This is a genomic window from Mycobacterium sp. 1245111.1 (genome assembly GCF_001673405.1).
Classification (GTDB): domain Bacteria; phylum Actinomycetota; class Actinomycetes; order Mycobacteriales; family Mycobacteriaceae; genus Mycobacterium.
Genome location: NZ_LZLV01000112.1, coordinates 125392 through 151604 on the forward strand (window position 1 = coordinate 125392; position 26213 = coordinate 151604).

At 61.9% G+C, this 26213-nt stretch carries 24 protein-coding genes; 12 read left to right on the forward strand and 12 right to left on the reverse strand.

Annotated features, from left to right (window positions below; translation table 11 throughout):
- Window positions 1-5 precede the first annotated feature (5 nt).
- The 5 genes from A5658_RS17200 to A5658_RS17220 form a co-directional block, all read right to left on the reverse strand.
- Window positions 6-1802: an FAD-dependent monooxygenase gene (locus A5658_RS17200; RefSeq protein ID WP_067337659.1), complete on the reverse strand. Its 1797-nt coding sequence runs from the start codon at window positions 1800-1802 to the stop codon at window positions 6-8.
- Window positions 1803-1805: 3 nt separating this feature from the next.
- A complete protein-coding gene (locus tag A5658_RS17205) occupies window positions 1806-2498 on the reverse strand; it encodes a VOC family protein (RefSeq protein ID WP_082993237.1) in 693 nt (230 codons plus the stop codon).
- Between the two features lie 12 nt (window positions 2499-2510).
- Window positions 2511-3470, reverse strand: coding sequence for a fumarylacetoacetate hydrolase family protein (locus A5658_RS17210; RefSeq protein WP_067338434.1), 960 nt, complete (start codon window positions 3468-3470; stop codon window positions 2511-2513).
- A gap of 134 nt (window positions 3471-3604) precedes the next feature.
- The gene (locus A5658_RS17215) at window positions 3605-4885 is read right to left on the reverse strand and encodes a CdaR family transcriptional regulator (protein WP_067337663.1); all 1281 of its coding nucleotides are present in this window, start codon (window positions 4883-4885) and stop codon (window positions 3605-3607) included.
- On the reverse strand, window positions 4885-5502 hold the full coding sequence (locus tag A5658_RS17220) for a TetR/AcrR family transcriptional regulator (protein WP_231997351.1): 618 nt from the start codon (window positions 5500-5502) through the stop codon (window positions 4885-4887). The genes A5658_RS17215 and A5658_RS17220 overlap by 1 nt, the downstream gene beginning before the upstream one ends.
- A 74-nt stretch (window positions 5503-5576) precedes the next feature.
- On the opposite strand from A5658_RS17220, the gene A5658_RS29395 reads away from it, so the two are divergent.
- Both A5658_RS29395 and A5658_RS29400 read left to right on the forward strand, forming a co-directional pair.
- Window positions 5577-6299: a cytochrome P450 gene (locus A5658_RS29395; protein ID WP_067337666.1), complete on the forward strand. Its 723-nt coding sequence runs from the start codon at window positions 5577-5579 to the stop codon at window positions 6297-6299.
- A complete protein-coding gene (locus tag A5658_RS29400) occupies window positions 6262-6975 on the forward strand; it encodes a cytochrome P450 (RefSeq protein WP_369830544.1) in 714 nt (237 codons plus the stop codon). Before A5658_RS29395 ends, A5658_RS29400 begins: the two co-directional genes overlap by 38 nt.
- Before the next feature lie 470 nt (window positions 6976-7445).
- Here the strand turns inward: A5658_RS29400 and A5658_RS17235 are convergent, their stop codons facing one another.
- From A5658_RS17235 to A5658_RS17255, 5 genes are all read right to left on the reverse strand, one after another.
- Window positions 7446-7775 (reverse strand): DUF4333 domain-containing protein, encoded by a 330-nt coding sequence (locus A5658_RS17235; protein WP_231997352.1) that lies wholly within the window; start codon window positions 7773-7775, stop codon window positions 7446-7448.
- Between the two features lie 239 nt (window positions 7776-8014).
- Window positions 8015-9505, reverse strand: coding sequence for a neutral zinc metallopeptidase (locus A5658_RS17240; RefSeq protein WP_082993238.1), 1491 nt, complete (start codon window positions 9503-9505; stop codon window positions 8015-8017).
- A 258-nt stretch (window positions 9506-9763) separates the two neighbouring features.
- Window positions 9764-10051 (reverse strand): hypothetical protein, encoded by a 288-nt coding sequence (locus tag A5658_RS17245; protein ID WP_082993239.1) that lies wholly within the window; start codon window positions 10049-10051, stop codon window positions 9764-9766.
- Window positions 10048-11541, reverse strand: coding sequence for an MFS transporter (locus tag A5658_RS17250; protein ID WP_369830537.1), 1494 nt, complete (start codon window positions 11539-11541; stop codon window positions 10048-10050). Before A5658_RS17250 ends, A5658_RS17245 begins: the two co-directional genes overlap by 4 nt.
- Window positions 11542-11699: 158 nt before the next feature.
- A complete protein-coding gene (locus tag A5658_RS17255; RefSeq protein WP_082993241.1) occupies window positions 11700-12119 on the reverse strand; it encodes a limonene-1,2-epoxide hydrolase family protein in 420 nt (139 codons plus the stop codon).
- A 100-nt stretch (window positions 12120-12219) separates the two neighbouring features.
- Here A5658_RS17255 and A5658_RS17260 point away from each other — a divergent pair, with 100 nt between their 5' ends.
- Window positions 12220-12846 carry a TetR/AcrR family transcriptional regulator gene (locus tag A5658_RS17260; RefSeq protein WP_067338454.1) on the forward strand — a complete coding sequence of 209 codons (627 nt, stop codon included), beginning with the start codon at window positions 12220-12222 and terminating at the stop codon, window positions 12844-12846.
- A 54-nt stretch (window positions 12847-12900) separates the two neighbouring features.
- Here A5658_RS17260 and A5658_RS17265 read toward each other — a convergent pair whose 3' ends face one another.
- A complete protein-coding gene (locus A5658_RS17265) occupies window positions 12901-14241 on the reverse strand; it encodes a TetR/AcrR family transcriptional regulator (protein WP_067337676.1) in 1341 nt (446 codons plus the stop codon).
- A 143-nt stretch (window positions 14242-14384) separates the two neighbouring features.
- Window positions 14385-15665, reverse strand: coding sequence for an amidohydrolase family protein (locus A5658_RS17270; protein ID WP_067337679.1), 1281 nt, complete (start codon window positions 15663-15665; stop codon window positions 14385-14387).
- Window positions 15666-15695: 30 nt separating this feature from the next.
- Here A5658_RS17270 and A5658_RS17275 point away from each other — a divergent pair, with 30 nt between their 5' ends.
- The 9 genes from A5658_RS17275 to A5658_RS17315 all read left to right on the forward strand — a co-directional run bounded on the left by A5658_RS17275 (window position 15696) and on the right by A5658_RS17315 (window position 26207).
- Window positions 15696-16106: a hypothetical protein gene (locus A5658_RS17275; protein ID WP_156751517.1), complete on the forward strand. Its 411-nt coding sequence runs from the start codon at window positions 15696-15698 to the stop codon at window positions 16104-16106.
- Window positions 16107-16154: 48 nt separating this feature from the next.
- Entirely contained in the window at window positions 16155-17792 is a 1638-nt protein-coding gene (locus tag A5658_RS17280) for a nitric oxide reductase activation protein NorD (protein WP_067338457.1), read from the forward strand.
- Between the two features lie 174 nt (window positions 17793-17966).
- Window positions 17967-18818, forward strand: coding sequence for a CbbQ/NirQ/NorQ/GpvN family protein (locus tag A5658_RS17285; RefSeq protein ID WP_067337686.1), 852 nt, complete (start codon window positions 17967-17969; stop codon window positions 18816-18818).
- Window positions 18819-18879: 61 nt separating this feature from the next.
- On the forward strand, window positions 18880-19992 hold the full coding sequence (locus tag A5658_RS17290; RefSeq protein ID WP_067337689.1) for an ABC transporter substrate-binding protein: 1113 nt from the start codon (window positions 18880-18882) through the stop codon (window positions 19990-19992).
- A 4-nt stretch (window positions 19993-19996) separates the two neighbouring features.
- Window positions 19997-21142 (forward strand): spirocyclase AveC family protein, encoded by a 1146-nt coding sequence (locus A5658_RS17295; RefSeq protein ID WP_067337692.1) that lies wholly within the window; start codon window positions 19997-19999, stop codon window positions 21140-21142.
- Window positions 21135-22148 carry an SDR family oxidoreductase gene (locus tag A5658_RS17300; protein ID WP_067337695.1) on the forward strand — a complete coding sequence of 338 codons (1014 nt, stop codon included), beginning with the start codon at window positions 21135-21137 and terminating at the stop codon, window positions 22146-22148. The genes A5658_RS17295 and A5658_RS17300 overlap by 8 nt, the downstream gene beginning before the upstream one ends.
- Window positions 22141-23625 carry an aldehyde dehydrogenase family protein gene (locus A5658_RS17305; protein ID WP_067337698.1) on the forward strand — a complete coding sequence of 495 codons (1485 nt, stop codon included), beginning with the start codon at window positions 22141-22143 and terminating at the stop codon, window positions 23623-23625. Before A5658_RS17300 ends, A5658_RS17305 begins: the two co-directional genes overlap by 8 nt.
- Window positions 23626-23635: 10 nt before the next feature.
- On the forward strand, window positions 23636-24850 hold the full coding sequence (locus A5658_RS17310) for a cytochrome P450 (protein ID WP_067337701.1): 1215 nt from the start codon (window positions 23636-23638) through the stop codon (window positions 24848-24850).
- A gap of 91 nt (window positions 24851-24941) precedes the next feature.
- On the forward strand, window positions 24942-26207 hold the full coding sequence (locus tag A5658_RS17315) for a cytochrome P450 (protein WP_067337704.1): 1266 nt from the start codon (window positions 24942-24944) through the stop codon (window positions 26205-26207).
- The last annotated feature ends 6 nt before the right edge of the window (window positions 26208-26213 follow it).

Genomic DNA, 26213 nt, shown 5'->3' on the forward strand with positions numbered 1-26213 from the left:
GATGGTCACGGTGCCTCCTGGAGGTTCGGCACCCGCGTCGGATAGACATCGGCCCACGCGTGTTCGATGAATTCCAGAAGCCGATCAGCCGCAGAGACGTCGATGTTCGTGCGCCACACCACGTGTCCGTCGGGCCGGGCCACGACGGCACCGCGGTCGCCGACCTCGAATAGCTCAATTAGCGCAGCGCGATCGTCAGTGTTCGCCGCACTCAAGGCGACCACCGTGATCGGCACCGTCATCGGTGTTCCGGCGAGGCTCGCGCTCCAGCCCTGCGGGTCCGCGGTGAACAACGTCAGCCCCGTCTCGGCGAGGACCTCGTGGGTCGATACCTGCGAACCGTCTTCGGTGGTGACGGACGCGTGCGGCAGCCGGGCGCCCGGATGGGTCGTCGGTTGATAGAACGCGACATCGCTGTCTGGGCAGGGTCCTTCGGAGGCGTCAATGAGCGAGCTGGTGTAGGCGTAGCCGAATTCCAGTCCGCTGGCTACGAAGTGTTCCTCTTGGCCCGGCACAGCATCAGTGATGTGTTGGCGCAGTCGCCGGCCGCGTTTCCCCTGCCGCAGCAAGGTTTTGGTGCGCGAAGTTTGGGCATAGGTCAGCGCGTCGGCGACGGCCGCTACTACTCGGTCGGGAACTCTTGTCAGGCGCAGCTTTCCCGCGAATTCGGTCGCTTGGTGCAGCGAGCGATTGGTGATGCCCAGTGGCTCGGTTACTTGGTCGAGTGTGAAGTGGTTGTTGGTGCTCTGCTCGGCGAAACGGGCGACGACGGGCCGCCGTTCGGTCTCGTAGGTATCCAGCAGTGTGTCCGATGTCCCGGCGCGCAAGACCGCCGCCAGCTTCCAGGCCAGGTTGTGGGCGTCTTGAACACCGCTGTTGAGCCCGAATCCACCGGTGTGCGGGAACCGGTGTGCGGCGTCACCGATGAGCAGCAGCCGTCCACGGCGGAACCGATCAGCCATCTGCGAGGTCATGGTCCATGTGCCCGTCGAGCGGATCCGATAATCGGCCGCGCCAATCACCTTGGGCAGGAGGCGATCCCAATATCGGTGACTGTCGCGCGCGATCAGTTGAGCCTCGTGCAGATAGGGGGTCATCAGCACGTAGTCGTCGTCGGCGTGGGCGATCATCACGCCGCTGAAGCGGGGATGGTAGATCCAACTGAGCAGTGGACGGTCGGCGCCGTCGGGATAGACCCCGGGCGCATGGAAGAAGACGCTGCCCATATTGGCCAGCACCGGGCCCTGCATGGTGATCCCGGCAGCGTCGCGCAACGTGCTGTTCGCACCGTCTGCGGCGATGATGTATCGCGGGGACACGACGGTCGGTGGAGAGCCCGCCGAGCGCAGGGTCAACCTCTCGCAGTCCATCTCGGCGCAACACCCCCGCCGGAAGTCGATCAAAGCCTCGTTGTCGAGGGCGTCCCACAACACCGGCATGAGCAGGTGCTGACCAATGTGGGAAATGAGATATGGGCTGTGCGTTCGCACTTCGGCCAGCCGGTCGGGTTGCGACAGCAGGTCGATCTCCCCGAGTGGCGCGGTGCGCACGTCGGTACACCAGCGAATGATGTTGACCGTGTCGATCGGCGGAGTGATCGATTCCAGGGCGCGCGTCAGAACGGGGGAGGCCCGGTTCCAGATCTCCAAGGTGCGCGCGTTGATGACATGCGCGGCCGGATGCAGGCGCGGGTCACTGCGTTGTTCGACAACCGTGCACGCAATGCCGTAACGGGCCAGCAGCAAAGCCAGGGTCGACCCGGCGGCACCGGCCCCGACGATGACGACAGCTTCAGTATGCATGTATCACAACGTCTTCCAGGTGATGGCACGCTTGTTGGAGCGGGGCTTGGTGCCGGGCCGGGTGCCCGCACCGCGCGTCAGCAGGTCCTCTCGACGTACACCTGCGCGCAGCTGTTCAAGAAGATAGTCCGGATCGATGTTCGTGCCGATCGGGTTCTCGCTGAACTCGTCACTGGAGAAGTACTCGGCGGTCTGCTGGGCGGTGGGAAAGTTCTCGGTCTGAAATTCCAGCCGGATGCCTTCTGGGTCCTCGTAATACAGGCTGGTCGTGGGCCCGTGGTTGATAGACCAGACAGGAATGATTCCCACCTTCTTCAACCGTTCATAGGTCAGCAGCAACCTCTCAACCGAGGTGAAGGTGAATGCCAGATGGTCGATGCCGTAGGCCTTGCGGCGCCACCGCGACAGCGGGAAGACGTACCGCAACGGCGGGGGGAGCTTCACCAGCGCCAACCGATGGCTCTCGTGATCCCAAGTGAGAAACGCGATCTGATTGTCCTCGTGGACGACGCGGGCACCGAATACGCGTCCGTACCACTCGATCATTTCGGCGCTACGAGCAGTCTTGACCACCCAGTGGGCGATGAAATCCGGCACGAGCCGGTCGGGAAGGTCTCCAAGGTTCGGTGGTCCCGAGACGGTGCCGTCGGAGCCCGCCGAATCGGAGGGTTGCAACGGACTTGGCGTGGCGCTCAACGTAACTCCTTTCTAACCGCTCGGGGCGACGATGACGTTTCGCTGCGTGCCCAGATCGAGAGTCCCGGCGGCGTTGCGTATCGAGGCGGTGACGATGTCACCGGGACGCAGATAGGGCTTGCGCTGGTTCTGCTTGATGAATGCCGCCCATAGCGTCTGTTCGGGCAGCAGGGCGGTTGCGAGCCGGCGGATCAACGCGGGCGGGGAGCTCGCCGTGCAACCGTGCGGGGTGCCGGTGAGTAGTACGTCACCGGGGCTGATGTTGCAGAACTCGGTCAACTCGGTCAGCGTCTCGGCGGGCCGGTAGAGCATGTTGGCGGTGTTGTCGCTCTGGCGTAGCGAACCGTTGACCTCCAGCCGTAATTCGAGGTCGTCGAGCAGGGCGAAGTCGTCGGGCTCGAGGACGGCCAGGACGGGCCCCAACGGACAGAATCCGCGATAGCTCTTGCCCTTCAAGAACTGCCCCTGTGGCAGCTGGACGTCTCGGGCCGAGAAGTCATTAGCGATGGTGACGCCGAAGACGTACTCGTGAATGTTGTCGGAGGTGACTGTCGTTGGCGCGTTGACCGTTTGGCGCAGGACGAGCGCCAGCTCGATCTCATAGTCGAGCAATGTGACATGGGCGGGGCGGATCACCGCATCGTGTGGTCCGGTGACGGTGGCGTCGGTCTTGTCGAAGAACAGGTTGAATGCGCGGTTGTCGGGGTCCATTCCGGACTCGATGGCGTGTTGACGGTAGTTAGCGCCCTGACACATCACCCGGCACGGCGTGGTGACCGGTGAGAGCGACTCGACGTCGGGCAGCACTACCTCGGCTGGTGCTCCCGCCGCCACGCTCCAGTCGGATTCACCGCGCTCGATGAGGTCGGCGGTGCTCTCGTATTGCCCGGTGAGCGGAGAGACGAGGTCGCCGGTGATGACGCCCCATGCGATTTGCTCGTTGTCCCGGTACCGGACGAGATGAACAACCACCGGTTTCTCCACTTCCGCTCGTCATTGGACAGGGCTCAGTGTCAGTCAAGTGGGCGGCAAGACATCGCCACTTGTACTCAAGCCCACAGTTACTTGGCTCGACTTGGACTTCAGCCCAACGTCGTTAGTGATGATCAGAGAACCGTGGGGCCCAGCTCTTCGGCGAGCGTGAGGGCGGCGTGCAGCTGCAGCCGGCGATCGGCCACAGGTTGGCCGCGAAGTTGCTGGGCGCGCTGCACCCGATAGGCCACGGTGTTGCGTGCGACGTGGAGATCGGCAGCGGTGGCGGCCAAACTCCTGTCACGGTCGAGGTAGCACTTGAGGGTGCGACGGATCGTCGCAACGGAATCTGCGTTAGCGGCCAAATCGCCGAGCTCGCGGGCCACGAACGCGCGGGCGGCGGGCAGGTCGGTACTGAGCATGGCGACCAAGTCGTGGTCCTGATAGCAGAAGGACCAGGTATCACGTGTCGTCATGGCGCCCACACGGGCCGCCTCGGCGGCCTGCCTGTGGCTGTTCCGGAACCCCTCGACGCCGGTGCCGGGAAGTCCGATTGCGATGCGCACGCCCGGAGGCGGCGGCGTGGTTGCGATCACCGACTTTGGCGGCTGCGACGTCCGTGAACCCCACGCCCACACTTGTTGCGCGCCCACGGGAAGCACGAGCGTCGAGACACACCCTGCCGCCGAAAGGACTTCGCAAGCAACAGTTTTCAGCTGTCTCGGCTCAGCCGGCGTCGCTGCACCAGTCCACACGACGACCGCCAGGTGCCAGCGGCTCAGGTCGTACCCGAGAACTCGGGTGACCCTCTCCATCGGCACGGCATTTCCCTGCAGGAGGTCCTCGACGATCTCCATGCGCAGGGCCACCGAACTGCTCAACCACGCTTCGTGGGCGCGGGTGTACTCGCCGGCCATTCGCTCGGTCAGGACGTCGACGATGCCGAACAGGACCTGGTCAATGCGCCGCATCTCGGCAAAGCGCTGTGACTCAGGAACCAGGCGTTCGGCGGTGTCGAGCAGCACGCGCGAGGCAGCGGCGTGGGCGACGTGGATGCTGCGCAGCATGTGTTCGATGCCGATGCCGCGCGCCACCACCTCCGTTGGACCCGTGAGCACCTCGGGCATCGCCGCGAACGTCACGTCGTCACCGAGCGCGAGTGCGGTCAGTGTGCCCAGCGCCACTGCCTCGCAGCCCTTGTGGACCTCGGACGCGACCGCATCGACGGCAAGCTCCGGGATAGCGGCGGTGACAGCGGCTGTCATCAGCGTGCCCAGTTCAACTGCCCAAGCGGCCGGCCCGGGCCCCAGGAGTGCGGCCAGTTCCTCGGCGCGCTCGGGGAGCACGGAAGTATCCGGAAATGCGTGTCGCGCAACCGGTTCGAGTTCGCTGAACCACGGACGCGTCAACGTCATCACCGGGCCGGGTTGATCAGTGCGATGGCGCTCCGCACCGCCTCGTCGGTGACAGTAGCCAGAGGTCGGCCACGTTCAACGGTGTGTGCCGCCAGTTCCCGAAGTCCGCCGATCAAGAGCACAGCTCGGACGTAGGGAACAGGCGCGATTCCCATGGCCTTCAGTTCGTCTGTGTCGCTGAGAGTTTGGACCAATTCGACAAACTGCTCCATCGCGGCGCGCTGCAGAGAACGTGCAGCGGGACCCAACGCGGGAACGTCCCGAATCCAGGTCAGTGTGAGGTGCCGACGACGCTCGGCCCACTCGAACCACGTCTCGACCGCTTGCCGAACTTGGGTCTGCCACGGCGCGGTGGGGTCGACCGCGTCGCTGACTGCCGCGAGGTTGTCCTCGTTGGTCTGCGACAGCAGAGCGACCAGGCAATCCTCACGGTCGGAGAACACGGCATAGAACTTCGACTTCGAGGTCCGTGCCCGGCGGACGACGTCGGCCACCATTGAGTTTCCATAACCGACCTCGGCGATGCATTCCTCCATCGCGTCAAGAATGCGTCGCCGGTAGATCTCGGAATCCGTCCGAGTGACTGGCGCGAGTCCGGCCTCGTGCACTGCGTTCACGTCAAAGCCCTTTCTGGACCCTCGGTACACTAATGTACTGGAGTTTAGTACGCTGGTGTACCAAAGGAGGTCTGATGGCTCAGGTCACTACCGACCCGGTGCGATTGCCGCCCGGTGTAGCAGTCCCCGGCATCATCCAAGGTGCGGCGATGTTGCTCAACCGCCGGCGCGCGCTCGAGTTTGCTCGCCGACGCCACGGTGCGGTGTTCAGCATCTCGCTTCCAATCGTCGGGCCCAGTGTCGTCCTCGCCGATCCTGCGCTGCTCAAGGAATTGTTCACCGCCGGCGATCTGGTCAAGACAGTCACCAACCTCGGCGACGTCATCGGACCGGGTTCGTCGTTCAGCCTTAATGGCCCAGAACATCTCGCCCGCCGCAGACTGCTGATGCCACCCCTGCATGGCAAGCGGATGCCGGTGTACGAGCAGATTATCGAACAAGAAGTCGCCAGTGCGCTGTCCGAATGGCCGGAAGGTACGCCGTTCGCGACGCTGCCGTCGATGATGAACATCACCTTGAACGTGATTCTGCGAGCCGTGTTCGGGGCAGAAGGGCCAGAGCTTTCAGGTCTGCGGGAACTGCTTCCGCCTGCGGTACTGCTCGCATCACGGATGACCGTGCTGCCCTCTGCGCTACGTCGCGACCTGGGGCGGTGGAGCCCGTGGAGACGTCTCGAACGTATGCGGCGCCAATGTGATGAACTCATTGCGACGTTGATCCGCCGTGCCCGTGCCGCGCCCGATCTCGCTGAACGCACCGATGTGTTGGCCATGCTGGTCACCGGCGAGGGACGATGACGGCCAGCCGATCCCCGACGACCACATCATCGACGAGCTTCAAACCTTGTTGGCCGCCGGTCACGAAACCACGGCCACAACGTTGGCGTGGGCGGTGGAGCGGCTACGCCGACACCCCGACTTGTTGGCCCAGCTGGTCGAAGAGGTCGACGCGGGAGGTTCGGAACTCCTGCAAGCTACGGTGTGGGAGGTTCAACGCAGCCGTCCGGTGATCCCGGTCGTCCTTCGCGTGACGACGGCCCGCACTCGATTGGGCGAGTGGGTTTTACCCAAGGACCACACCGTCATCGCTAGCATCGCTCTGTCGCATTCGTCGAAGCAGAATTATGCGAACCCGGAGCGCTTCGATCCCAACCGTTTTCGGAACGCGAAACCCGATACCAGTGCCTGGATCCCGTACGGGGGCGGCGTACGTCGTTGCGTCGGTGCGGCTTTCGCGAATACCGAAATGCTGATCACGTTGCGCGAAATGCTACGCACGTACACGCTTGAGCCCACCTCGGCGCCCGACGAGAAGCCACGGTCTCGCGGGATCGCCAATGCACCCGCGCGCGGAGCCCTTGCCGTAGTACATCGGCGCAGCTCACCGAACAACCGACCCAAGATGGTAGTCAGCGGCGAGGCTGCCGCCGCGCGCCTTCTGGCTCTTCAGCCACCCGGCAGATCGGATTGGTAAGCGCGAAATGCGATCGCAAACCCACAACGCGCGTCGTTTCGATGGTGGGCTCGATCTCACGAATCGGCGCGAATCGTCTTGCAATGCCGGCGCGCAATGCGTCTAGACTCACCATCAGGCCAAACGTTTGCTGACATCAGTACGGCGGGCGTGCCGGGCGACGTATGACATCGGCAATCTCTGTGCTGCAACAACTTTCAGAGCGCCCGCAGCTCTGCTTCACGCGGCGTCAGATACCGACGGCAGCATCGTCTTTGGCGAACTTGAGTGTCACAGTGACAAAACGGTCACGTAAGGTGCATAACTGTCGCGGAAGAACGATCTGGGGGCGAACGTCTCATTTGGGACGTTCTAGAAAAGTGGACACAGAAGTGAGACAAATCGGTGTGGACACGACGGCTCAACGGACTGGGGTCTTGCTGCGAACGCCGACTGTAAACACGACGCAGTTACTCAGGGTCATGCAAGCCTTATCTAGGACCGTCAATCTCGTACGTGCCGCGATCGTCGGTGACGAGAACGGCGATGTGACGGGCAGTGCCATTGACCGTGGCCTCGCAGGTGAAGGTCGTTCCTTGGCGTGCACTGGGATTGCGTCCGCCGTTGCAGCTGACATCAGCGATGGTATTGGCGCCGTACCCGCTGGCGGGATCCGAAAGGATCTGCAGCACGCCATTTTCGACTTTGGTGACATCTAGCTCGTTGCCACCCGAAATGCCGAGTGGTGCCACATTACCGATCAGCATCACCACAGCAATCAAAAGGGCCACGGCAGCCGCGCTGAGGAGTAGCCACGGCACCAACTTCTTGAAATCCCTTCGTGTATCAGGCTGGCGCCGCTCAACTTGCGATGCCGGGCGGTCCGGACGTTGCAAATACCATGGAATTTCCGGCGGCCGTTGCGGCGGGTTGGTGCTCGGCGGCCGGCTCGCGGACGGCGGCGGTGGGCGATCGGCTCGGCGTGGCAACGGTCGAGTGACACCAGTCGGTTCGTCGGGGTTGGGACGGCGCGGATACCCGCCCGGCGGCGGCGGCCGGTTCACGGGAAGTTCCCGTAACACTGAGTGGCGTTACCGACCAGACCTGAGCGAAACGCGGTAATCCGTGTGAAGCCCGCTGGCACGCTGTCGCCATTGGTGTCGCTGGCGACGAGATGATTTGTGAGCAAACCAGATATCGCCTCGTCGAGGTCACCGGCGTTCAACGTCAGAGTGTTGCCCGAGGGAACCGCGACCGGTGTAGCCATGCTGCGCTGGGCGACTCCGGTAAGGCATGCGGTACGTAGCGCCGTTCGTTCGCCGGTCAATGCAACGCCTTGCTGGCGCTGCATGGCCAGCATGTAACGCGAGGTGACCACAGAAAACGCGGTGTCGTCACCCTGCAGGAGTTGGTGACTCTCGCGGTCTGTGTAGGTGCCAATCGCGCGCAGGCCCGCTAGGTCGACGTTGATGGTGTTGGTCGACGGACAGTATGACGCCGGCGGGCTCGGCCGTGCGTCGGAGCATTCGAGCTTCCCGCCGATCGTCAAGGTCGGCGTTTTGTCGGGATGAAAGATCGCTGTGAGCGTCTCCATCAACAGCCCCAAAGACTCTTGGGTGATGGGCATTTCGCCGGCAGGGGAGTCGTCCGATGAATAGTTCTGCAGCGCGGGAGGCAGGCCGACGTGGCGCCGCTCTATCTCCTTGTGGTCGATCGCGGCACACACCGCAGGATCGCCGTTGAAGCCCTCTTGAAACGCACCTATCCGATCGAGCGCGGTCCCGTGTGCGCCGTGGCCGAATTCGGGCTCGTCCGTGGGGTCACGCAAGGTGATTCCGCCGGCGAGCACATGGTCGAGTCCATCGGTGGTATTCATCGCGAAGCGGCTGGAGTGGCCCTCGGCGACCCAGTGCAAGTACACCCCGGCGAAGCAGTCGGCCTGCTGCTCTTTTGTCAGCGTGTGGCTGAGGAAGTGGACGCTGTGCGCTCGGGTCTGCACCGCATGGCCGAGCTCGTGCGCCAGCGTTCCAGCAACGGCGATATCACCGAAGTATTTGCGCGTCAACGGAATCAGGACGCCACGGTCCCAGGCGATCGAGTCGTCGAGGCGGCAGTACGACGCATTGACCGACTTGTAGCCGTTGCGTCCGCCACAAGCGCCAACGCTGGACGGGATCCGCGAGTCGTAGGACCTGATTGCCTTAACCGGCTGGTAAGCGCCTGAGAAGTATTGGGGGTAGGTAGCGGTCCAGAAATCCTGAATGTCGTCGACGGCCAACAGCGCTAGTCGGTCGTCGTCGCTGTCATCGGTGCCCTCAACGGTGCCCTGGGGCTGTCCGGCGTCAGCTCGCCGGCCATTGAAGCCGCCCGTCGCGCGCAGACCGCCGACCCGATCCGGGTCGTACAGCATCGACGCCGGTCGGCCCGCCAACACCGTAGGGGAAGAGCATCCAGCGGTTGCCGGAACAAGACACAGTGCTGCCAGAGCGACGGCAACACCGGTACCGCGGCGCAACCGCCGCCCGGGACCACGGTGCTGGCGGTGCTTCATGCGCTCCCTCCCCAGCGATCACATGCCTCGCGCCGAACATGCTGACCGGCGCGCTCCCCTGCGGGCGACGGTAGTCGAATTGCCAACCGGCCGGTCGAAAAATCCTGATCGTCAGCTTGGCTCGTCCGGCGGGTTCGGCTGAGTCAGCCGGTGCGCGCCGTCGAAGATCGAATATCTGCGACCCAGGCAGTCACTGAGCGGAGGCAGACGTGTGTTGTCAATCTTCGCTGCATTTCGACACTAGTGAACAACAACGTACTAGTGACGAGCCCGGCTCCGAACAACGTTGCCGCCGAAGTGAAACCCATAACACAGGGTCACGACGATCAATACCGGGCGAAACTGGGGAAGTGCGATTAATACGCCGATCAGGGTTTCGACCGCGCCGTTGATGTAGGTGAATGTGCGCGGCCGTTCGGGAAAGCCGAGCCGCGTGATCGGCTCAAAGATTCCCGGACGCACGAAGTGCGCGAGGCCGACAGTGATAACGGGCAGCGCCAAGTGCAGCGGCCGCCGGTCACGGCTAGCGTCCTGCTTATCGGTCATACGTTACGAGCGCTTCTAGCTGTGAACCGTCGGACCATCCGCAATTGCCGACCGTCGCGCCCGGGTCCCCAAATAGCCACGGCGGCAGCGGAAACGAGAACGACGATGCCCAGCATGAAGAGGGACGAATGCATCGCGAGCATGAAAGCTTCTTTGGCGTGCCTGGACAGATCGTGTCCCTGCGGTCCCAGCCGGTCGGCGACCGCCAGTGCCTGCGCGAGAGAACCAAGAGCGGGTTCCCTGATCGTCGGTGGCAACATCGCGATGTTGGCGATGAGGGTGTGGTTGTATCCGGCGGCCAGGATCGAGCCGGCGAGTGCAATTCCCAGCGCGCCGCCGATCTCCCTTGTCGTGTCATTTATCGCGGAGGCCACGCCTTGCTTGCTCAGCGGAACTGCCCCCGTGATGGCAGTGGTCGACGGCGCATTGCAAATACCCATTCCGGTGCTGAGGATCAACATCGGCCATGCCAGGTCGAAGTAGTTCGAGTCGACGTCAAGCAGGCGCATGCACAACAGCCCCGCGGCCAGAATCGCGAGACCTGCCGCCACCGAAATACGTAACCCGAATCGGGGCAGGTACCACTGCGTGAGCGCAGCGAATACGAGTAGCGGGATCGCCAAGGGGCACAGCGCGATTGCGGTTTGGAGCGCGCTGTAGCTCATCACAAGTTGTAGGTACTGCATGATCAGGAAGAAGAATCCGAAAATGGCAAAGAACAGCGTTGTCATGCCGATTGATCCGGCGAGCATGTCAGGTTTGGTGAATACGCGGATGTCGAGCAGTGGATGCGCTCGGCGCAGTTCGACGACACCGAAGACGACGGCGAGCACGATTCCGCCGGCGAGGCAGCCGTACACAGTGGGATTGGTCCAACCACGTAGCGGAGCCTCGATGACGCCGAAGACGAAAACTGCGACCGCTGAACCGATGATCAGGGCGCCGTACCAATCGATGGGTGTTGCCTCGGGGTCCTTCGACGACGGGATGGTGAGGGCGAACACGAAGAGCAGGGCCGCTGCCGCGACGAACGCCCAGAAGATGGTTCGCCACGGACCGTACTGGGTGAGTATCGCTGTACCCATGAAGCCGACAATCGCACTCGACGCGCAGACGCCGGCCCAGATGCCAATTGCCTTGTTACGCTCCTCTTTCGGATAGGCTGCGGTCAACAACGAGAGGGTGGCGGGCAGGATCGCTGCCGCGCCGACTCCGGTGGCACCCCGGGCGATGATCAGCGACGTGGGGCTGGCGACGTAGATCGGCACCAACGATGCCGAGGCGAAGATGACGAGTCCGACAAGGAATGTGGTGCGCCTCCCGTATCGATCGCCCAGGGCGCCGGAAGGCAGCAGCAGGCACGCCATCACCAGCGTGTAGCCGTCGACTATCCACGTCAGTTGTGTTTGTGTCGCGAGGGTTTCCCTTGCGATGGCGCCCAACGCGGCGTTCAGAGCCACCATCGAAGAGATGACCAGAAGCACACCCATGGAGCAGACGATGAGAAGCCAAATCCTGGAACGCCCCGTCAGTACATAGGCATTGGTGCTCTCCGGAACAACGCGTGTCGAGGGTAGTTTTTCGTCAGTCTCATCCGTCGTCGCGTCAATGTTCGTAGCTATCTGGCCTAGTACGTGTCGCGCATCGGTCATGTGGCTGACGCGACTGGGATAAGCGCGCTGATGTCTTCGCCCTGGAGCAGTTTGACCGTGAGGTTGAGATCGAAATAGTCCGTCCACCGGGTGATTTTGCCGTCATCGCCGACGACGAAGGTCCCCATTACCGGAATGGCCGGCTTGTCCCCGGCAGGGGTCTGGATGTAGTCGAGACGTTCGGTCAGCACGATTGAACCGTCGTTGGCGATGTTGACGATCTCGAATGCGTAGGCGTCTGGGAACATCGAGAACTGCGCGCCTAAGTTGTCCACGATGGCATCGACGCCGGTAAACGCTGGCATACCCACGTTCTGATACACCGCGTTGTCGGCGAGAAACGGGCGTAGCGCGTCGGGATCTCGACGCTCCATGAGGGCACAAAACTTTCGGACCACGTCGACGGGATCGGACACGGTGAAACCTCCGGCTCGAGATTGCTCAATGGTGCATGCCTCATGTATGTGACCTGCCGACTGTATGTCACATACAGGTTGTATGCAATACGCTGTGACGATGGTGCGAGGGCACGAGAAGTTCGATACGAAGGCTCGCCGTGCCGCGCAAGCAGAGGCAACCCGCGGCGCGCTCGTCCGCGCAGCGCGGCGGCTGTTTGTCGAGAAGGGTTATCACCAGACCGGCACCGAGGAAGTTGTCGCGCAGGCCGATGTCGGCACGCGGGGCGCGCTGTACCACCACTTCGCGGACAAGCAAGCGCTTTTCGAGGCGGTATTCATAGCGGTCGAAGAGAGCCTTGTCATGGAGGCCGCGAAGAATCTCGCCGATCCAGCGGAGGGTGCTTTTAATCAATTGCGGCAGGGCCTGATTGGATTCCTTGACGCATCATTGACGCCCGAAGTCCAACGGATTCTTCTCATCGACGGACCGGCGGTCTTGGGGTGGTCGAGATGGCGCGAGTTAGAAAGCCGCTACGGATTGGGAGGTATTCGAGCCATGCTCGAACGCGCCGCTGAAGAGGGCGACCTTGCGGCGGACCAGCCGGTTGCGGTGCTCGCGCATGTGCTTCTCGCTGCAGCGGAGGAAGCAGCGATGTTCATCGCCAATGCACCCGATCAGCAGGTCGCGCGAAACGAAAGCGTGTACGCGCTCAATGCTTTGCTGGACGGACTCCGGTCTCGCTAGCGCCACGGCGCAATCGCGCCTACGAGTTTTGAGATACGTGGCAAGCATTTTTATTCACTGGTCACGGTTAGCGATACCCCGCAGGGTGGTGTCTCGAGCCAGCAGAAGCGAATTTCGGGTGCCGATGTGTTTCAGAATGTTCTCTGGAATCCACTGTTCGCCGATGATGCAGCGAGCCAGTTGTTCCGTTGCTGCGCTCTCGGTCCGTATCTCGCCTGCCCGAACACCTTTGGCGAGAAGTGATTTCATTTGCCGAATGCGGGTGGCGAACGACCACGCCGGAGTGGACGTATCGGGAGGTGTTTGGCGCAGCCACGCCAACTGAATTCGGAATTCGTCCGGAAATTGGTCGAGCGCATTGATGTTCAGCCAGCTCAGCGCGTCGAGCTTCTCAATGGTCGTCGAATCCGAACGGACAATATCCGCCCAAGCACCACCAACCTTGCGTCCGAACTCGAGCATGATCGACATCAGCAGCTCATCTTTGGAGCCGACCACCCGGTACACCGTCCCGGTGCACACCCCCGAGGCTGCGGCGATGTCGCGCACCGTCGTCATTTCGTACCCACGCCGACCGAATTCGGCGCGCGCGACCGCCCGCAAATGAGCGGCCTTGAGATCGGTCGCGTCTTCCGTGTCCACCCAACTGTCGATGACCTCCTCGGCCACCGCGAATGCTTCGGACTTGTCGAGGTCGGCGTCCGTAGGTGAATTGACCGCGAGGCCTTCTAACAGGATCCGGCATTTCAGTTTGGCCACTTCGTCGACGGAGGCATTGTGTCGGACGGGATCGAGACCAGCATGCAACATGCTCTGGCAGATACGGTCGGCCAAGGTGGGCAAATCGGAGTCGACTCGGATATACCCGCTCCATCGGCCAGCGCGGAGCGCTTGCAGCATCGCGGCCTGGATCTTGGCCGGCGGACGCTTTGCCAATTGGACAAGCTCGGGATCGTTGCTGGGACCTTCGTAGAACGACATCTGAAGTGCGGCACGGTGTTCCACAGCGCAGCGCGCGATTTCGCACGCGAGTGCTTCGATCTGATCGGCCACTGGACGACGGTCGGGTTCGTCGACGCGTGCGAGGGCAGCGTCCCCGATACGATCCAGATCAGCGTGATAGCGCCGAATAAGCTCGACGAAGATGGCCTCTTTAGACTCGAAGTGGTGATACAGACTGCCGGCCAGAATGCCCGCGGCGTCAGCGATCTGTTGCACGGACGTCCGTAAGCCCGTCGCGGCGACAACGGCGCTTGCCGATCTCAAGATTTCGGTGCGGCGGGTGTCGTCAACCGACCGTTGGTCCGACACTGCGACGAGCTTGCCATTGCGACGACTTTTATTGCTCCCCGCAGGCCGGCTCTGGACGGAACTTCGCTTCGCGCCGTCGGCCATGGCCAAGCCCTCCTCTGCCAGTCGTCGCACTGGTGCACACCTAGATATGGATTCTATCTAACGGAAACCGGGCTGCGACGATGTTGCGATGCGAGGGCCGGTTGCGGTGCTGAGCGGTTCGTCGAGATCCACCGCGGCCTACCCTAAGTCGCCAGTTTCGACGCCAAGTCGAGCACCGAGACGGTGTCTGTGCCCACTTTCTTCAATCGCTCTGACGATCGGAAGCCGAGATCGACATCGGTCGCCTGAGCACGCAACGCCCCAACGGTCAGCTGCTCTTTGGGAATGTGTTTGAACATGTCGAAGTCGTAGAGGCGCAGGGCGTTCTCGTGGGTGATCTTGTCGATATCGTGATCAGGGAGACCGTCGAGGTAGATATCGAGAGTTTCCGGCGCCAGCGGCCAAGTGGAGTCCGAGTGCGGGTAGTCGCACTCCCACGTCACCATGTCGATGTTCAGTTTGTCGCGGTTGGCGATCCCGAACTCGTCGTCGATGAAGCACAGCGCGACTCGCTCCAGGAACACTTGGCTGGGCGTCTTGTCGCCGAAGTTCTGATGGGTCCACGCGCGATGCATTTTGTAGACACGGTCCACACGCTCTAAAAAGTAAGGCACCCAACCGATTCCGCCCTCCGACAGTGCGAATCGCAGATCGGGGAACTTACGCAACATCGGCGACCAGACAAGATCCGCCGCTGCTTGCACGATGCTCATCGGCTGCAAAGTGATCATGGTGTCCACGGGTGCATCGACCGATGTGATCACGACACTCGAGGACGAACCGATGTGCAGGTTGACGATGGTGTTCTCGTCACTGCAGGCCTGCCAGAAAGGATCCCAGTGTGGGTCGTGCAGAGAGGGGTACTCGATCTTGGTGGGGTTCTCCGAAAAAGAGACGGCATGACAGCCCTTCTTCGCGACGCGGCGCACTTCCTCGGCCATCAGCTGCGGATCCCAGATCGGCGGCAGTGCTTGAGGAATCATTCTGCCTGGGTACGCACCGCACCATTCGTCGATATGCCAATCGTTGTAGGCACGCAACACCGCGAGTCCGAGGTCCTTGTCCTTAGCGCGGGCGAAGTACTGTCCGCAGAACTGAGGGAACGAGGGGAAATTCAGCGCCGCCGCCACGCCGTTTGCGTTCATATCGCGGATGCGCTCGTCGATGTTGTAGCACCCCTCGCGGATTTCGGACAATCTCGTAGGTTCGGCGCCGTACTCGTCTGGCGGACGTCCGGCGACCGCGTTAAGGCCCACATTGGTCGCCTCCGCACCCTCGAAGACCCACGCATCGGTGCCGTCCTTGCGCTGAATCAGCTTGGGCACGGCGTCCTTGTACTTGGCTGGAATGTGGTTGTCGAACAGGCCGGGCGGTTCGACCATGTGGTCGTCCACCGAGACCAGGACCATGTCATCCATCTTCATTGAGTACTTCCTTTCAGCTTCGATGGCACGGTGGGTAAGACATCGCCGATGTCGACGTTGCACTCGCGCCGGAGCAGTCCGCACCGCCAACTGCTGGCGCCGCTGTTTTCACTGACCCAGCTAAGCGGTCACTCGCTCTTCGCGGCGCTGCATGGCCGCCAGCATGATGTTGTTACCGCCAAATACGTTGGAAGGGTGGGTGACTCGTCGAGCACGCTCAGAGGGTGCGTCGTGAACGAAGTCGTTGATCACGGCTACCACCTTTCTGCCTTCGTCGCGAGACATAGAAACTGCGCCCACGCCGTCGGCGGCGACGTATTCAGGGGGTACGACAAATTCACGCTGTCCGAACGCCCTCATCTGGCATGGCGGTTGATTGACTCCAACGAAATCGGACTCTACGGTGAAACAAGTATTAGGTCAATGACGACAATGCGGTGAGGAGACTGTCCGGTGAGTGTCGACGACGATCACCAGCAGTCGCTCGGGATGTTGGCATCAGCCCTTGCGGGGCGCCCACTCGCCGTCGGCGCCGGCGTTGCAGGTGAGCCGTCCTGGACCGACGGACAGACGGTGTACGTCGATCCCTCCGCGCACCCTCGCGCAGCCCTAGAGGCGGTGGCCGTCCATGCATCGATGCTTGCGGCAGGCAGCCTGGCACCGGATATCGTCGACCGACTGGTACGGCATCCCAAGCTTTCTCGCCGCTACTTCGCCGTCGAAGCGCACCGGGCTTTAGTTGCCAACGACGACTTGCTGCCGGCGAGGTTGGCTGCGCTAGCAGATCGTGAGCTCGCCGCTCTCAGCTGCTCGGCCGCGGACTCTCTGGCCATCGCCGCAGGCAAGACCGTAGCCGCCGGGCCGCCACACAATTTCGGAGTTATACGCGCGAAGAAGCTCGTCGCGGTCATGAAGCACGCCGCGGCGCAGAAGGAAAAAGTGGGTCACGTTGCCCGAAAAGAGGCGAAGGGCGAACTGCACGAACTCTCCGACGATGCCGTGGACGACAGCGACGATCCCGACATGTTCAGCAGTCCGGTAGGCGGCGGCGGCTTCATTGGCAAGTGGCTCAAGAAGATGCTTTCTTCGTCCCGAAGGTCGGGGAACGACGGCGGCGGACCACCGGGGGCGGATACCCCGACGCACCGTACGAATTCAGCCAGGCGGGGCGCCTTTGCGGTTTCGTCGACTGCCTTGACTCCTGAAGCCTCTTCGGATGTCGAACAGGACGGTATGAAGTATCCGGAATGGGACGCGAACCGCGGCGCATACCGTCCCGATTGGTGCACGGTCCGAGAGGTCGAGCCGGAAATCAAGCCTGCTGCGACCGGGTTCATCGAGTGCGCTGGTGCGGTGCGGCGGCCACTCGCACGGCTCGGCATGGGGTTACACCGGCAACGCCGTCAGTACCAAGGCGACGACATCGACATTGATGCGGCCGTCGAAACGCGCGTCGAATTACTCGCGAGATCGGTGCCGTCTGATGCGGTCTATCTCGACAGCCTGCGGCGGCGGCGCGAGCTGTCGGTGCTGGTTCTGTTGGACATCTCGGGCTCGGCCGCTGAGCCCGGTACGCTCGGGCGGACTGTGCATCAACAGCAGCGAACGGCGGCTGCCAACCTCGTTGTCGCACTGCACGATCTCGGTGACCGCGTGTCCTTGTACGGCTACTACTCGCAGGGCCGGGCCGCGGTAAGACTGGTGCCAGTCAAGCGGTTCGAAGACCACCTCGACGCAGCCGTATTCAAGCGCTTGAACAGTCTGGAACCCGGTGCATACTCACGCCTCGGCGCAGCCATAAGGCATGGTTCGACCGTGCTCGATCAGCGTGGTGGAACGCCCCGACGATTGCTTGTCGTGCTGTCCGACGGGCTCGCCTACGACCACGGATACGAACTTGTTTACGGCGCCGCAGACGCGCGCCATGCACTCGACGAGGCCCGGCGTCGTGGAATCGGTTGTGTCTGCCTGACTGTAGGGGCGGCGACGGACGTCGGATCGCTGAGGAAGGTCTTCGGGAGCACCGCGCACGCCGCTGTTGGCCGGCCTGAACAACTTTCAGATGTCATCGGACCTCTGTTCAGATCCGCCGTGCGGTCCGCCGAAATGCAACGCCGTGCGTGCTGAGGGGGTCCGGCGGGTGAAGGCGCAAGTCGTCTCACCACTACCGGTCGAGCCGGGAGGTCTGCCAATTCCGCGCCATGGTTGAAAACAAACATCTGTTCCATCTAAGCTGCTGGACTGTGACCGAGGGCACGTGGCTAAACCACCGCTACAGGTCTCACACGAGGGAAGAGTCGGATGAATAACGAGGTCGCGCACGCGCAGCCCAATGGCGCCGCACCCCAGACCACTCACGCACGCCCGTATTACCGGTCGGTGGGCAACGAAGAGGCGGTTTTCAAAGCGGCTTACCGGCAGGGGCTATCGCTGGTCCTGAAAGGGCCGACTGGCTGTGGCAAGACTCGGTTCGTCGAGGCGATGGCCCACGATCTCGGCCGGCAATTGATTACGGTTTCCTGCCACGACGATCTGACGACCGCCGACCTGGTCGGGCGCTATTTGCTTCGTGGTGATGAGACAGTGTGGGTTGACGGACCGCTGACCCGCGCGGTCCGCGAGGGAGCGATCTGCTACCTCGACGAGGTTGTCGAAGCCCGCCAAGATACAACCGTTGTTCTGCACCCGCTCGGGGATCATCGCCGCCAGTTGCCGATCGAACGGCTGGGAATCACTCTCGATGCGGCACCGGGCTTCGGTCTTGTCGTCTCTTACAATCCCGGTTACCAGAGCGTGCTGAAGGATCTCAAAGACTCGACGAGGCAGCGCATGGTAGCTATCGAATTCGGCTACCCTGCAACGGAAGTCGAGGAAGCAATTGTTGTTCACGAGTCGGGTGTTGATCCGGCGATCTCGGCTGAGCTCGTTCGCTTCGGTCAGGCGATCCGCCGTTTGGAGACCGGTGGACTACGCGAGGTGGCATCCACCCGCGTGCTTATCGCGGCTGGTCAACTCATCAGCGAGGGTCTGTCCGTCGTCGATGCGGCGAAAGCAGCCATCGCAGGCCCGCTGACTGACGATGTGACCGTCTCTCGCGGTCTCAACGAGATGATCGATATCTATCTGGGACAGCCTGCGCGCCCGATTCGTTGACGCCGCGCGACGTGGACCGTTAAGGTATGAACAAATATTAGGTTGTAGCCCGGAGGTCAGTTTGTCTTACGAGAGCAAAGCCCATCCGATCAAGGTCGGATATCTGATGGACTTCACGCTTGCTGCGGATTTTCCAAAGGAGCTGCTGGATTCGTTTGTCCAGTCCTTGGACCTCGTATTCGAAGACGCCCTCGAGAAGGGGCTGTTGGATCGGCCGGTACAGGTGATCTACAAGGAGGTCGAGGGGCTGCCCAAGGGCACAGTCAAAGCGGTGATCGATGCCTATGCCGAGCTCGTCGACGAGGGTTGTCTAGTTGTGTTCGGGCCCAACATCACTGACAACGTGGTGCCGATGCGTGAGGCGATCGAAGAGCGTTTCAAGGTGCCGGCGATCAGCGTGACCGGGACCGATGACTGGCTGGGTGAGTGGACATTCTCGTTCCCCCAAGGCTCGATGACCGATGAGCCCATCTTCCTGGCTGACCTCATCGCCAAAAGGGGGCTGACCGACGTCGGTGTCTTGGTCGAGCAGAACCTGATCGGCGAGTCGTACCTGGGTAACTTTCGGCGCGCTTGCGCGCGCAAGGGTCTGCGGATTGTCGCTGAGGCACCAATCGCGCAGACGGCGCAAGACATTCACGCCGCGGTCAAGTCGCTGCATGACGCGCGAGCCGAGGCGATCGTCCACTTCGGTTTCGGCTTCGGCATCGTTTTAGTCAATCCTGCACTGGAAGCCGTCGATTGGGATCCTCCCCGCTTCTCGACCACCGCATGGCAGAACGCGTGGATCAATCCAGTGATGTGGCAGGCGTTCATGGGTTGGGTCGGTGTCGACCAATATGACGAAGCCAACCAACTTGGGCAGGAGTTCCTGGATCGCTATGAGGCAAAGCACGGCAACCGTCCCCAGTATTGCGTTTCCGTGGTCAACCACGACATCGCCTCAACCCTGGTGCGCGCGTTCGCCGATGCCCATCCGCTGAGCCCACGCGGAGTCAAAGAGGCACTCGAGCGAGTGAAGATGATGCCTGCGGCCTCGGGTGCGCCGGGTACGCGGGTGTCATTCGGCAAATGGACCCGCAGGGCCTGGATGGGCGCGGGCTACCTCGTCGCCCGCACATTGGACGCCGACGGCGTCAACTCGCACCTTGTCGACCGATTTGGTCAGGAGTAGTCGGATGAGTACCGAAGAATTCACGTCACCCTCAGCCAGTCCTACGAAGCATTCCCCTCCCGGGCGGTCAGGCGGTGGAAGCTTGGGTTCATGGCTGGCCGGGATCGGCCTGCTCGCATTCGTCGGGTTGTTTATTGCGGTTTCACGCACGAAACTCGATCCGCGAGTGGCCAACCCGAACACCGTCGGTAGGCCGCGCCCGGTCAAGTACCTCTTCGGGGTCACCGGCTGGATGGAGTACATCGAAATCGGTACGGCGCTGATGCTCGTGGCGCTGGTAGTCGTCTTCATCATCGGGTGGCGGCGTAATCCTGGCAGCCCGGTGATGCTGATGTTCTTGGTCACGACGCTGATTGTGTGGCAGGACCCGATCATGAACTGGGCGCCCTACGCGGTGTACAACCCGGATCTCCTGCACTGGCCCGAGTCCTGGATTCTGATCATGATGTCGCCGACGGTGGAACCGTTCATCGTATTCGGTTACGTGACATTCTATTTCGGGCCGTACTTCGTGGCTGTGTGGGTGTTGCGAAAGTTACAGGCTAAGCGCAGTCCCGATGCTTTCGTCAGCCGGCACCCGCTAGTCAGCTTGGGCGCTCTGGTACTAGTCATCGGCTTCGTGTTCGACGCGATCCTCGAAGTTGGTTCCATCGCGACCGGTCTCTACATCTATTCGCAGGTGATCCCATTCGGATCGATCTTTACGGGAACTCCGCTCCAATTCCCACTGATCTGGGAGTCGCTCGGGGTGACTTTCGTGATGATCCCGGCGGCGATTCTGGTTTACCGCGACGACACGGGAAAGTCGGTGGCAGAAAAGCTGGCTGCAAAGGTCAAGTTGTTGCCGACGAGGCCCGTACTGGGCACCTTCCTGGTGATGTTTGTGATCATCAACGTCTCGTACTTCGCCTACGGCGGCTGGTTCTGGGCAATCAAGGCCAGCGGCGCCGCGACGTCGGTGGCGTGTCCGTGGCCGTATCCAGAGGCCAAAGTCTTTGACCCACAAGGCTATTACGAGGAGAACGGGGCAAAGGGGCCCTACTCGGTGGGTAAGTGGTCGACCTGGCAGTACGCCCTGCCGCATGGTCGTCCCGACGTGCAGTTGGGTTCCAAGAGCAATCGCTGCGCAACTCAGGCTTTCAATGGTTGAGCGTCGTAGTGTCGTCATCACGGGTGCATCGCGCGGCCTCGGCTTCGCCTCAGCTGTACGTCTATACCGTGAGGGATGGCAGGTGGTCGCCACCATGCGAACGCCTGAGCGGGGGATGCCGTTATTGCGCGAAGCGACCGGGGCAGCTGAAGACGACGATCGGCTCCTCGGTGTCCAGCTCGACTTGATGGACGCGGCCTCCATTGCAGCGGCTGCCAAGACGATCGAAGAGCGGATTGGCGCGCCAGACGCGATCGTGCACAATGCCGGAATATCGGCGGCCGGAACGGTCGAAGAAACCGATACAACGTTGTGGCAGAACATGTTTACCACTCACGTAATCGCGCCGGTGACTTTGACCAAGGCGCTGTTGCCGTCGATGCGGGCGGCAGGACGGGGTCGCATCGTGCTCGTCAGCAGCGCGGCGGGCGTGCGCGGCCAGCCAGCTACGGGACCGTACTCCGCTAGCAAGGGCGCGATGGAAAGGTGGGGTGAATCGCTGGCCTTCGAGTTAGCGCCCTTCGGGATCGGTGTCAGCGTTCTGGTTACGGGAACCTACGAGACTGACATCATCACGGACGCAGGCACGACCGACGATCGCGACTTCACTGGCCCCTATGCGCGTCTGCATCAGACGATGAACAGCCGCGGCCGGTATGCGATCAAGTTCGCGCGCTCTCCCGAGCGTTTCACCGACGGATTGGTGAATGCACTGGCTGACCACGGCGCCTTCCGCCGCCATGGCGTCGGACCCGATGCGTCGATGTTGTTGACCTTGAACAGGGTGCTTCCTGCTTCCGGGATGCACCACATGTCTCGAATCATCCTCGGAATTCCTCGATTCGGCGCGATGCGTGACGGGGCGTGGCCGCTGACAACCACGCAGCGCGTGATGGTCGCTGCCGCCAAGGTGCTCCCGGAACAAGTCATGATCCGGTTGGCGTCGCTGGCGACGCGATTTTCTCGGACACAGTCCGCACCAATGGGGGGTCGAAGCGATGACTAACGCAACGACGGTGACGTTCGAGTCGAAGATGATGATCGACGGTGAGCTCGTCGACGGTGAGTCAGGCACATTCGCCAACATCAATCCCGCCAATGGAGACGCGCTCGGTGAGGTTGCGGATGCGTCCAAAGCCGATATGAATCGTGCGATCGATGCGGCGCGGCGATCGTTCGACGAGACCGACTGGTCGACTAATCGGGCACTGCGGAAGCGCTGTCTTTTGCAACTGCACGACGCGATTGAAAGCGAGTTGGAGGAACTACGCGAGGAACTCATCCTCGAGGTCGGCGCACCCAGAGCGGTGACGCATGGTCCGCAGCTGGACGCGCCCCTAGAGGATGGGTTGAAGTTCCCGGCCCGGTTCATCGATTCGTTTGACTGGGAAGTCGATCTCGGCGATGCGGTGGTGTCGTTGACCGGCGTGAACTCCGCCCGCCGGGTGTGGCATGAGCCCGTGGGTGTGGTCGGCGCAATCGTCCCGTGGAACTTCCCGTTCGAGGTGACGATCAACAAGCTCGGACAGGCGCTGGCCACAGGCAACACTGTGGTGCTCAAACCCGCCCCCGACACCCCGTTCAACGCCACCCGTTTGGGGCGATTGATCGCCGAAAAGACCGACATACCAGCCGGAGTCGTCAACGTGGTGACAGCGTCGGACCATCTCGTCGGTGAAGAGCTGACCTTGTCGCCGAAGGTTGACATGATCTCATTCACCGGGTCGACGGCGGTGGGTAAACGCATCATGGAAAAGGGTGCGGCCACGATGAAGCGACTGTTCCTTGAACTCGGGGGGAAATCGGCGACCATCGTGCTCGAGGATGCCGACTTCGCTACTGCGTGTTTGATCGGCATCGGTCCATTAATGCACGCCGGCCAGGCGTGCGCGGCGCCAACACGAATCTTGTTGCCTCGCAGCCGTTACGCCGAAGGTGTAGCGATTCTGCAGGGGATCTACGAGAACATCCAGCCTGGCGACCCCCAGGACCCGGGCACCATTTGCGGGCCGGTCATTTCAGCTAAGCAACAACAACGCATCCTGGGCTACATCCACAAGGGTGTCGACGAGGGCGCGACGATGCGTGTCGGCAGTACAGAACCGTCGACAGCATTCGACACAGGGTTCTGGGTCAACCCCACCCTGTTTACCGACGTTGACAACGCCATGACCATTGCCCAGGAAGAGATCTTCGGGCCGGTCCTGGTCGCGATCCCCTACGACGACGAAGACGACGCGGTCCGGATCGCGAACGACAGCGCTTACGGCCTTGCCGGCATGGTCATGTCGGAGTCGACGGAGCGGGCGTTGGCGGTGGCGCGTCGACTACGTGCGGGGTTCATCGGGCTCAACGGCACCGCGGGGTACGGCGCCGACATGCCCTTCGGGGGCTACAAGCACAGCGGTGTCGGACGCCAGAACGGACTGGCGGGATTCCATCAATACACAGAGGTCAAATCCGTGGCTTATCCCGCGAATTGATAGGAGCAACATGTCAGAGCTATTCGACGAACTCGAAGACTTCGCGGCATTCGACGACGTCGTATCGGGCGATGTACGCGACCCGTACCCGGAGTTGGCGAAACAGCGTCACGACACTCCGATTCAACGAATCGACATGTCGACGATGCCCGGTGAGGAAGGCAAACCCGTCTTCATCGTCTACCGCCACGAGGACATTCAGACGATGCTGCGGGACCACGACACCTTCTCCTCGAACGCCGTGATTCAGATATTCGGCGACGTTTTGGGCCACGGGGTGATGCTGGGCATGGATGAGCCCGTCCACGGCAGGCTGCGTTCGCTGGTAACCAAGGCGTTCACCCAAAAGGCTTTGGCGCGTTGGGAAGACGAGATCGTCGGTCGCATCGGTAACGAACTGATCGACGGGTTTGCCGCCGACGGTGCCACCAACCTGGTGAAAACCTTCACGTTTCCGTACCCGAGCCGCATCATCGCCGCGCTCCTCGGCCTCCCGGAGGAGGATTTCCCGCAGTTCCAGCGCTGGTCGGTGTCGATGTTGAGCTACACCATCAATCCCGAACGAGGGTTGGCGGCGTCAAAGGCCCTCGTCGACTACTTCACTCCGATCCTGGAGGCCCGTCGAGCGGAGCCCCGCGAGGATCTGATCAGCAGCCTCGCAGCAGCTGAAATCGACGGCGAAAAGCTTGCGGACGAAGACATTTACTCCTTCATCCGGCTCCTGCTTCCGGCCGGCGTGGAAACCACGTACCGATCCCTGGGCAGCTTGCTCTTTGCGCTCCTCACCCACCCCGACCAGCTTGACGCCATCCGCGCCGACCGAACCCTCATACCGCAAGCCATCGAAGAGGGTGTGCGATGGGATGCGCCTCTGCTCAACATCACTCGCGTCGCCACTCGGGATACCGAGTTGGCGGGCGTGCCCATCCCACAAGGGTCATCGGTGATGCCCATGCTCGGCGCGGCCAATCGTCAAGAAGATCGGTACACCAAACCCGATGACTTCGACATTTTCCGGCAGGCGAAGGTACCCATCAGCTGGGGCTACGGAGTCCATGTCTGCCTCGGGATGCACCTCGCTCGACTCGAGATGCGCACGGCCATCAACCTGTTATTGGATCGGTTGCCCAATCTTCGCCTCGATCCTGACGGTGACGACCCGCACATCCGCGGAATGGTCTTCCGCTCTCCGACGTCACTGCCGGTGCTGTTCGACCCGGCCTAACGAACCCGTTGCTCCGTGCCGGTGCGCGCCAGTGTCGCTCTCGCTGGGCCGACCGCGGGCGGATGTTCCTTGAAAGGATTGGAAGAAGCGCATGACCGACTTCGACGCAGTTGACTTTTTCACCGATGAAACTCTGGTGTCAGACCCTTACCAATACTTCGACTTTCTGCGCTCGAAATGTCCGGTGTCGCAAGCGACCCCGTTCAATGTTATGGCGGTCACGGGCTACAACGAGGCTCTCGCGGTTTACAAGGACCCAGCCTTCTCGTCGTGCAACTCGCTTGCGGGCCCATTCTCGGGATTCCCCTTTGGTCCCGACGGAGCTGACGATGTGTCCGACTTGATTGAGGAGCATCGCCACATCGCCCCGATGGCTGAGCACATCTCGAATCAAGACCCGCCGCTGCACGGTCGGACCAGAGGTCTGATGAATCGACTGATCACTCCGAAGCGCCTGAAAGAAAACGAAGAGTTCATGTGGCGGCTGGCGGACCAGCAGCTGGACACTTTCCTCGAACGAGGTCGTTGTGAGTTCCTAGCGGATTACGCAAAACCGTTCTCGCTGCTTGTCATTGCTGATCTGCTGGGTGTCCCTCAAGAAGATCATGAGGAGTTCGAAGCGCAATTCGGTACCCAAGTTGCGGGTGAACTCGGGGAGGGGACAACAGCGCTCAATCCCCTGCAATGGCTGAACGAGAAGTTCTATGCCTACATCGAGGACCGCAGGCGCTCGCCGCGCGGTGATGTGCTGACCGAGTTGGCTCAGGCAAAGTACGAAGATGAGTCCACGCCTGAGATCGAGGACGTGATGAACTTGTCGACGTTCCTGTTCGCCGCAGGCACAGAAACGACTACCAAACTTGTCAGTGCCGCGGTACGTGTCATGGGCGAGAACCCGGAACTTCAGACATCCCTACGCGAGGACCGAGCGAAAATTCCAGCGTTCCTCGAAGAGACGTTGCGCATGGAAAGCCCCGTCAAGGCGCATTTCAGAATGGCGCGAAAGACCACCACTGTGGGGGGTGTGGAGGTCCCCGCGGGCACGACGGTCATGCTGTTGCCGGGCGCGTGCAACCGCGATGATCGAAAGTTCGATGATCCCAACACATTCGACGTCAATCGATCGAATGTACGCGAACAGATCGCCTTCATCCGGGGTGCCCACTCATGCCCGGGTGCTCCGCTGGCGAGGGCGGAGGGCCGGATCTCGATGAACCGAATCCTGGACCGTATGGCCGACATCGGACTTTCGGAGGAACATCACGGACCGGAGGGTGCGCGCCGCTACGAGTATGAGCCGACCTTCATCCTGCGTGGCCTCCGCGAACTGCATGTGACCTTCACCCCTATCGGCTGAATCGAG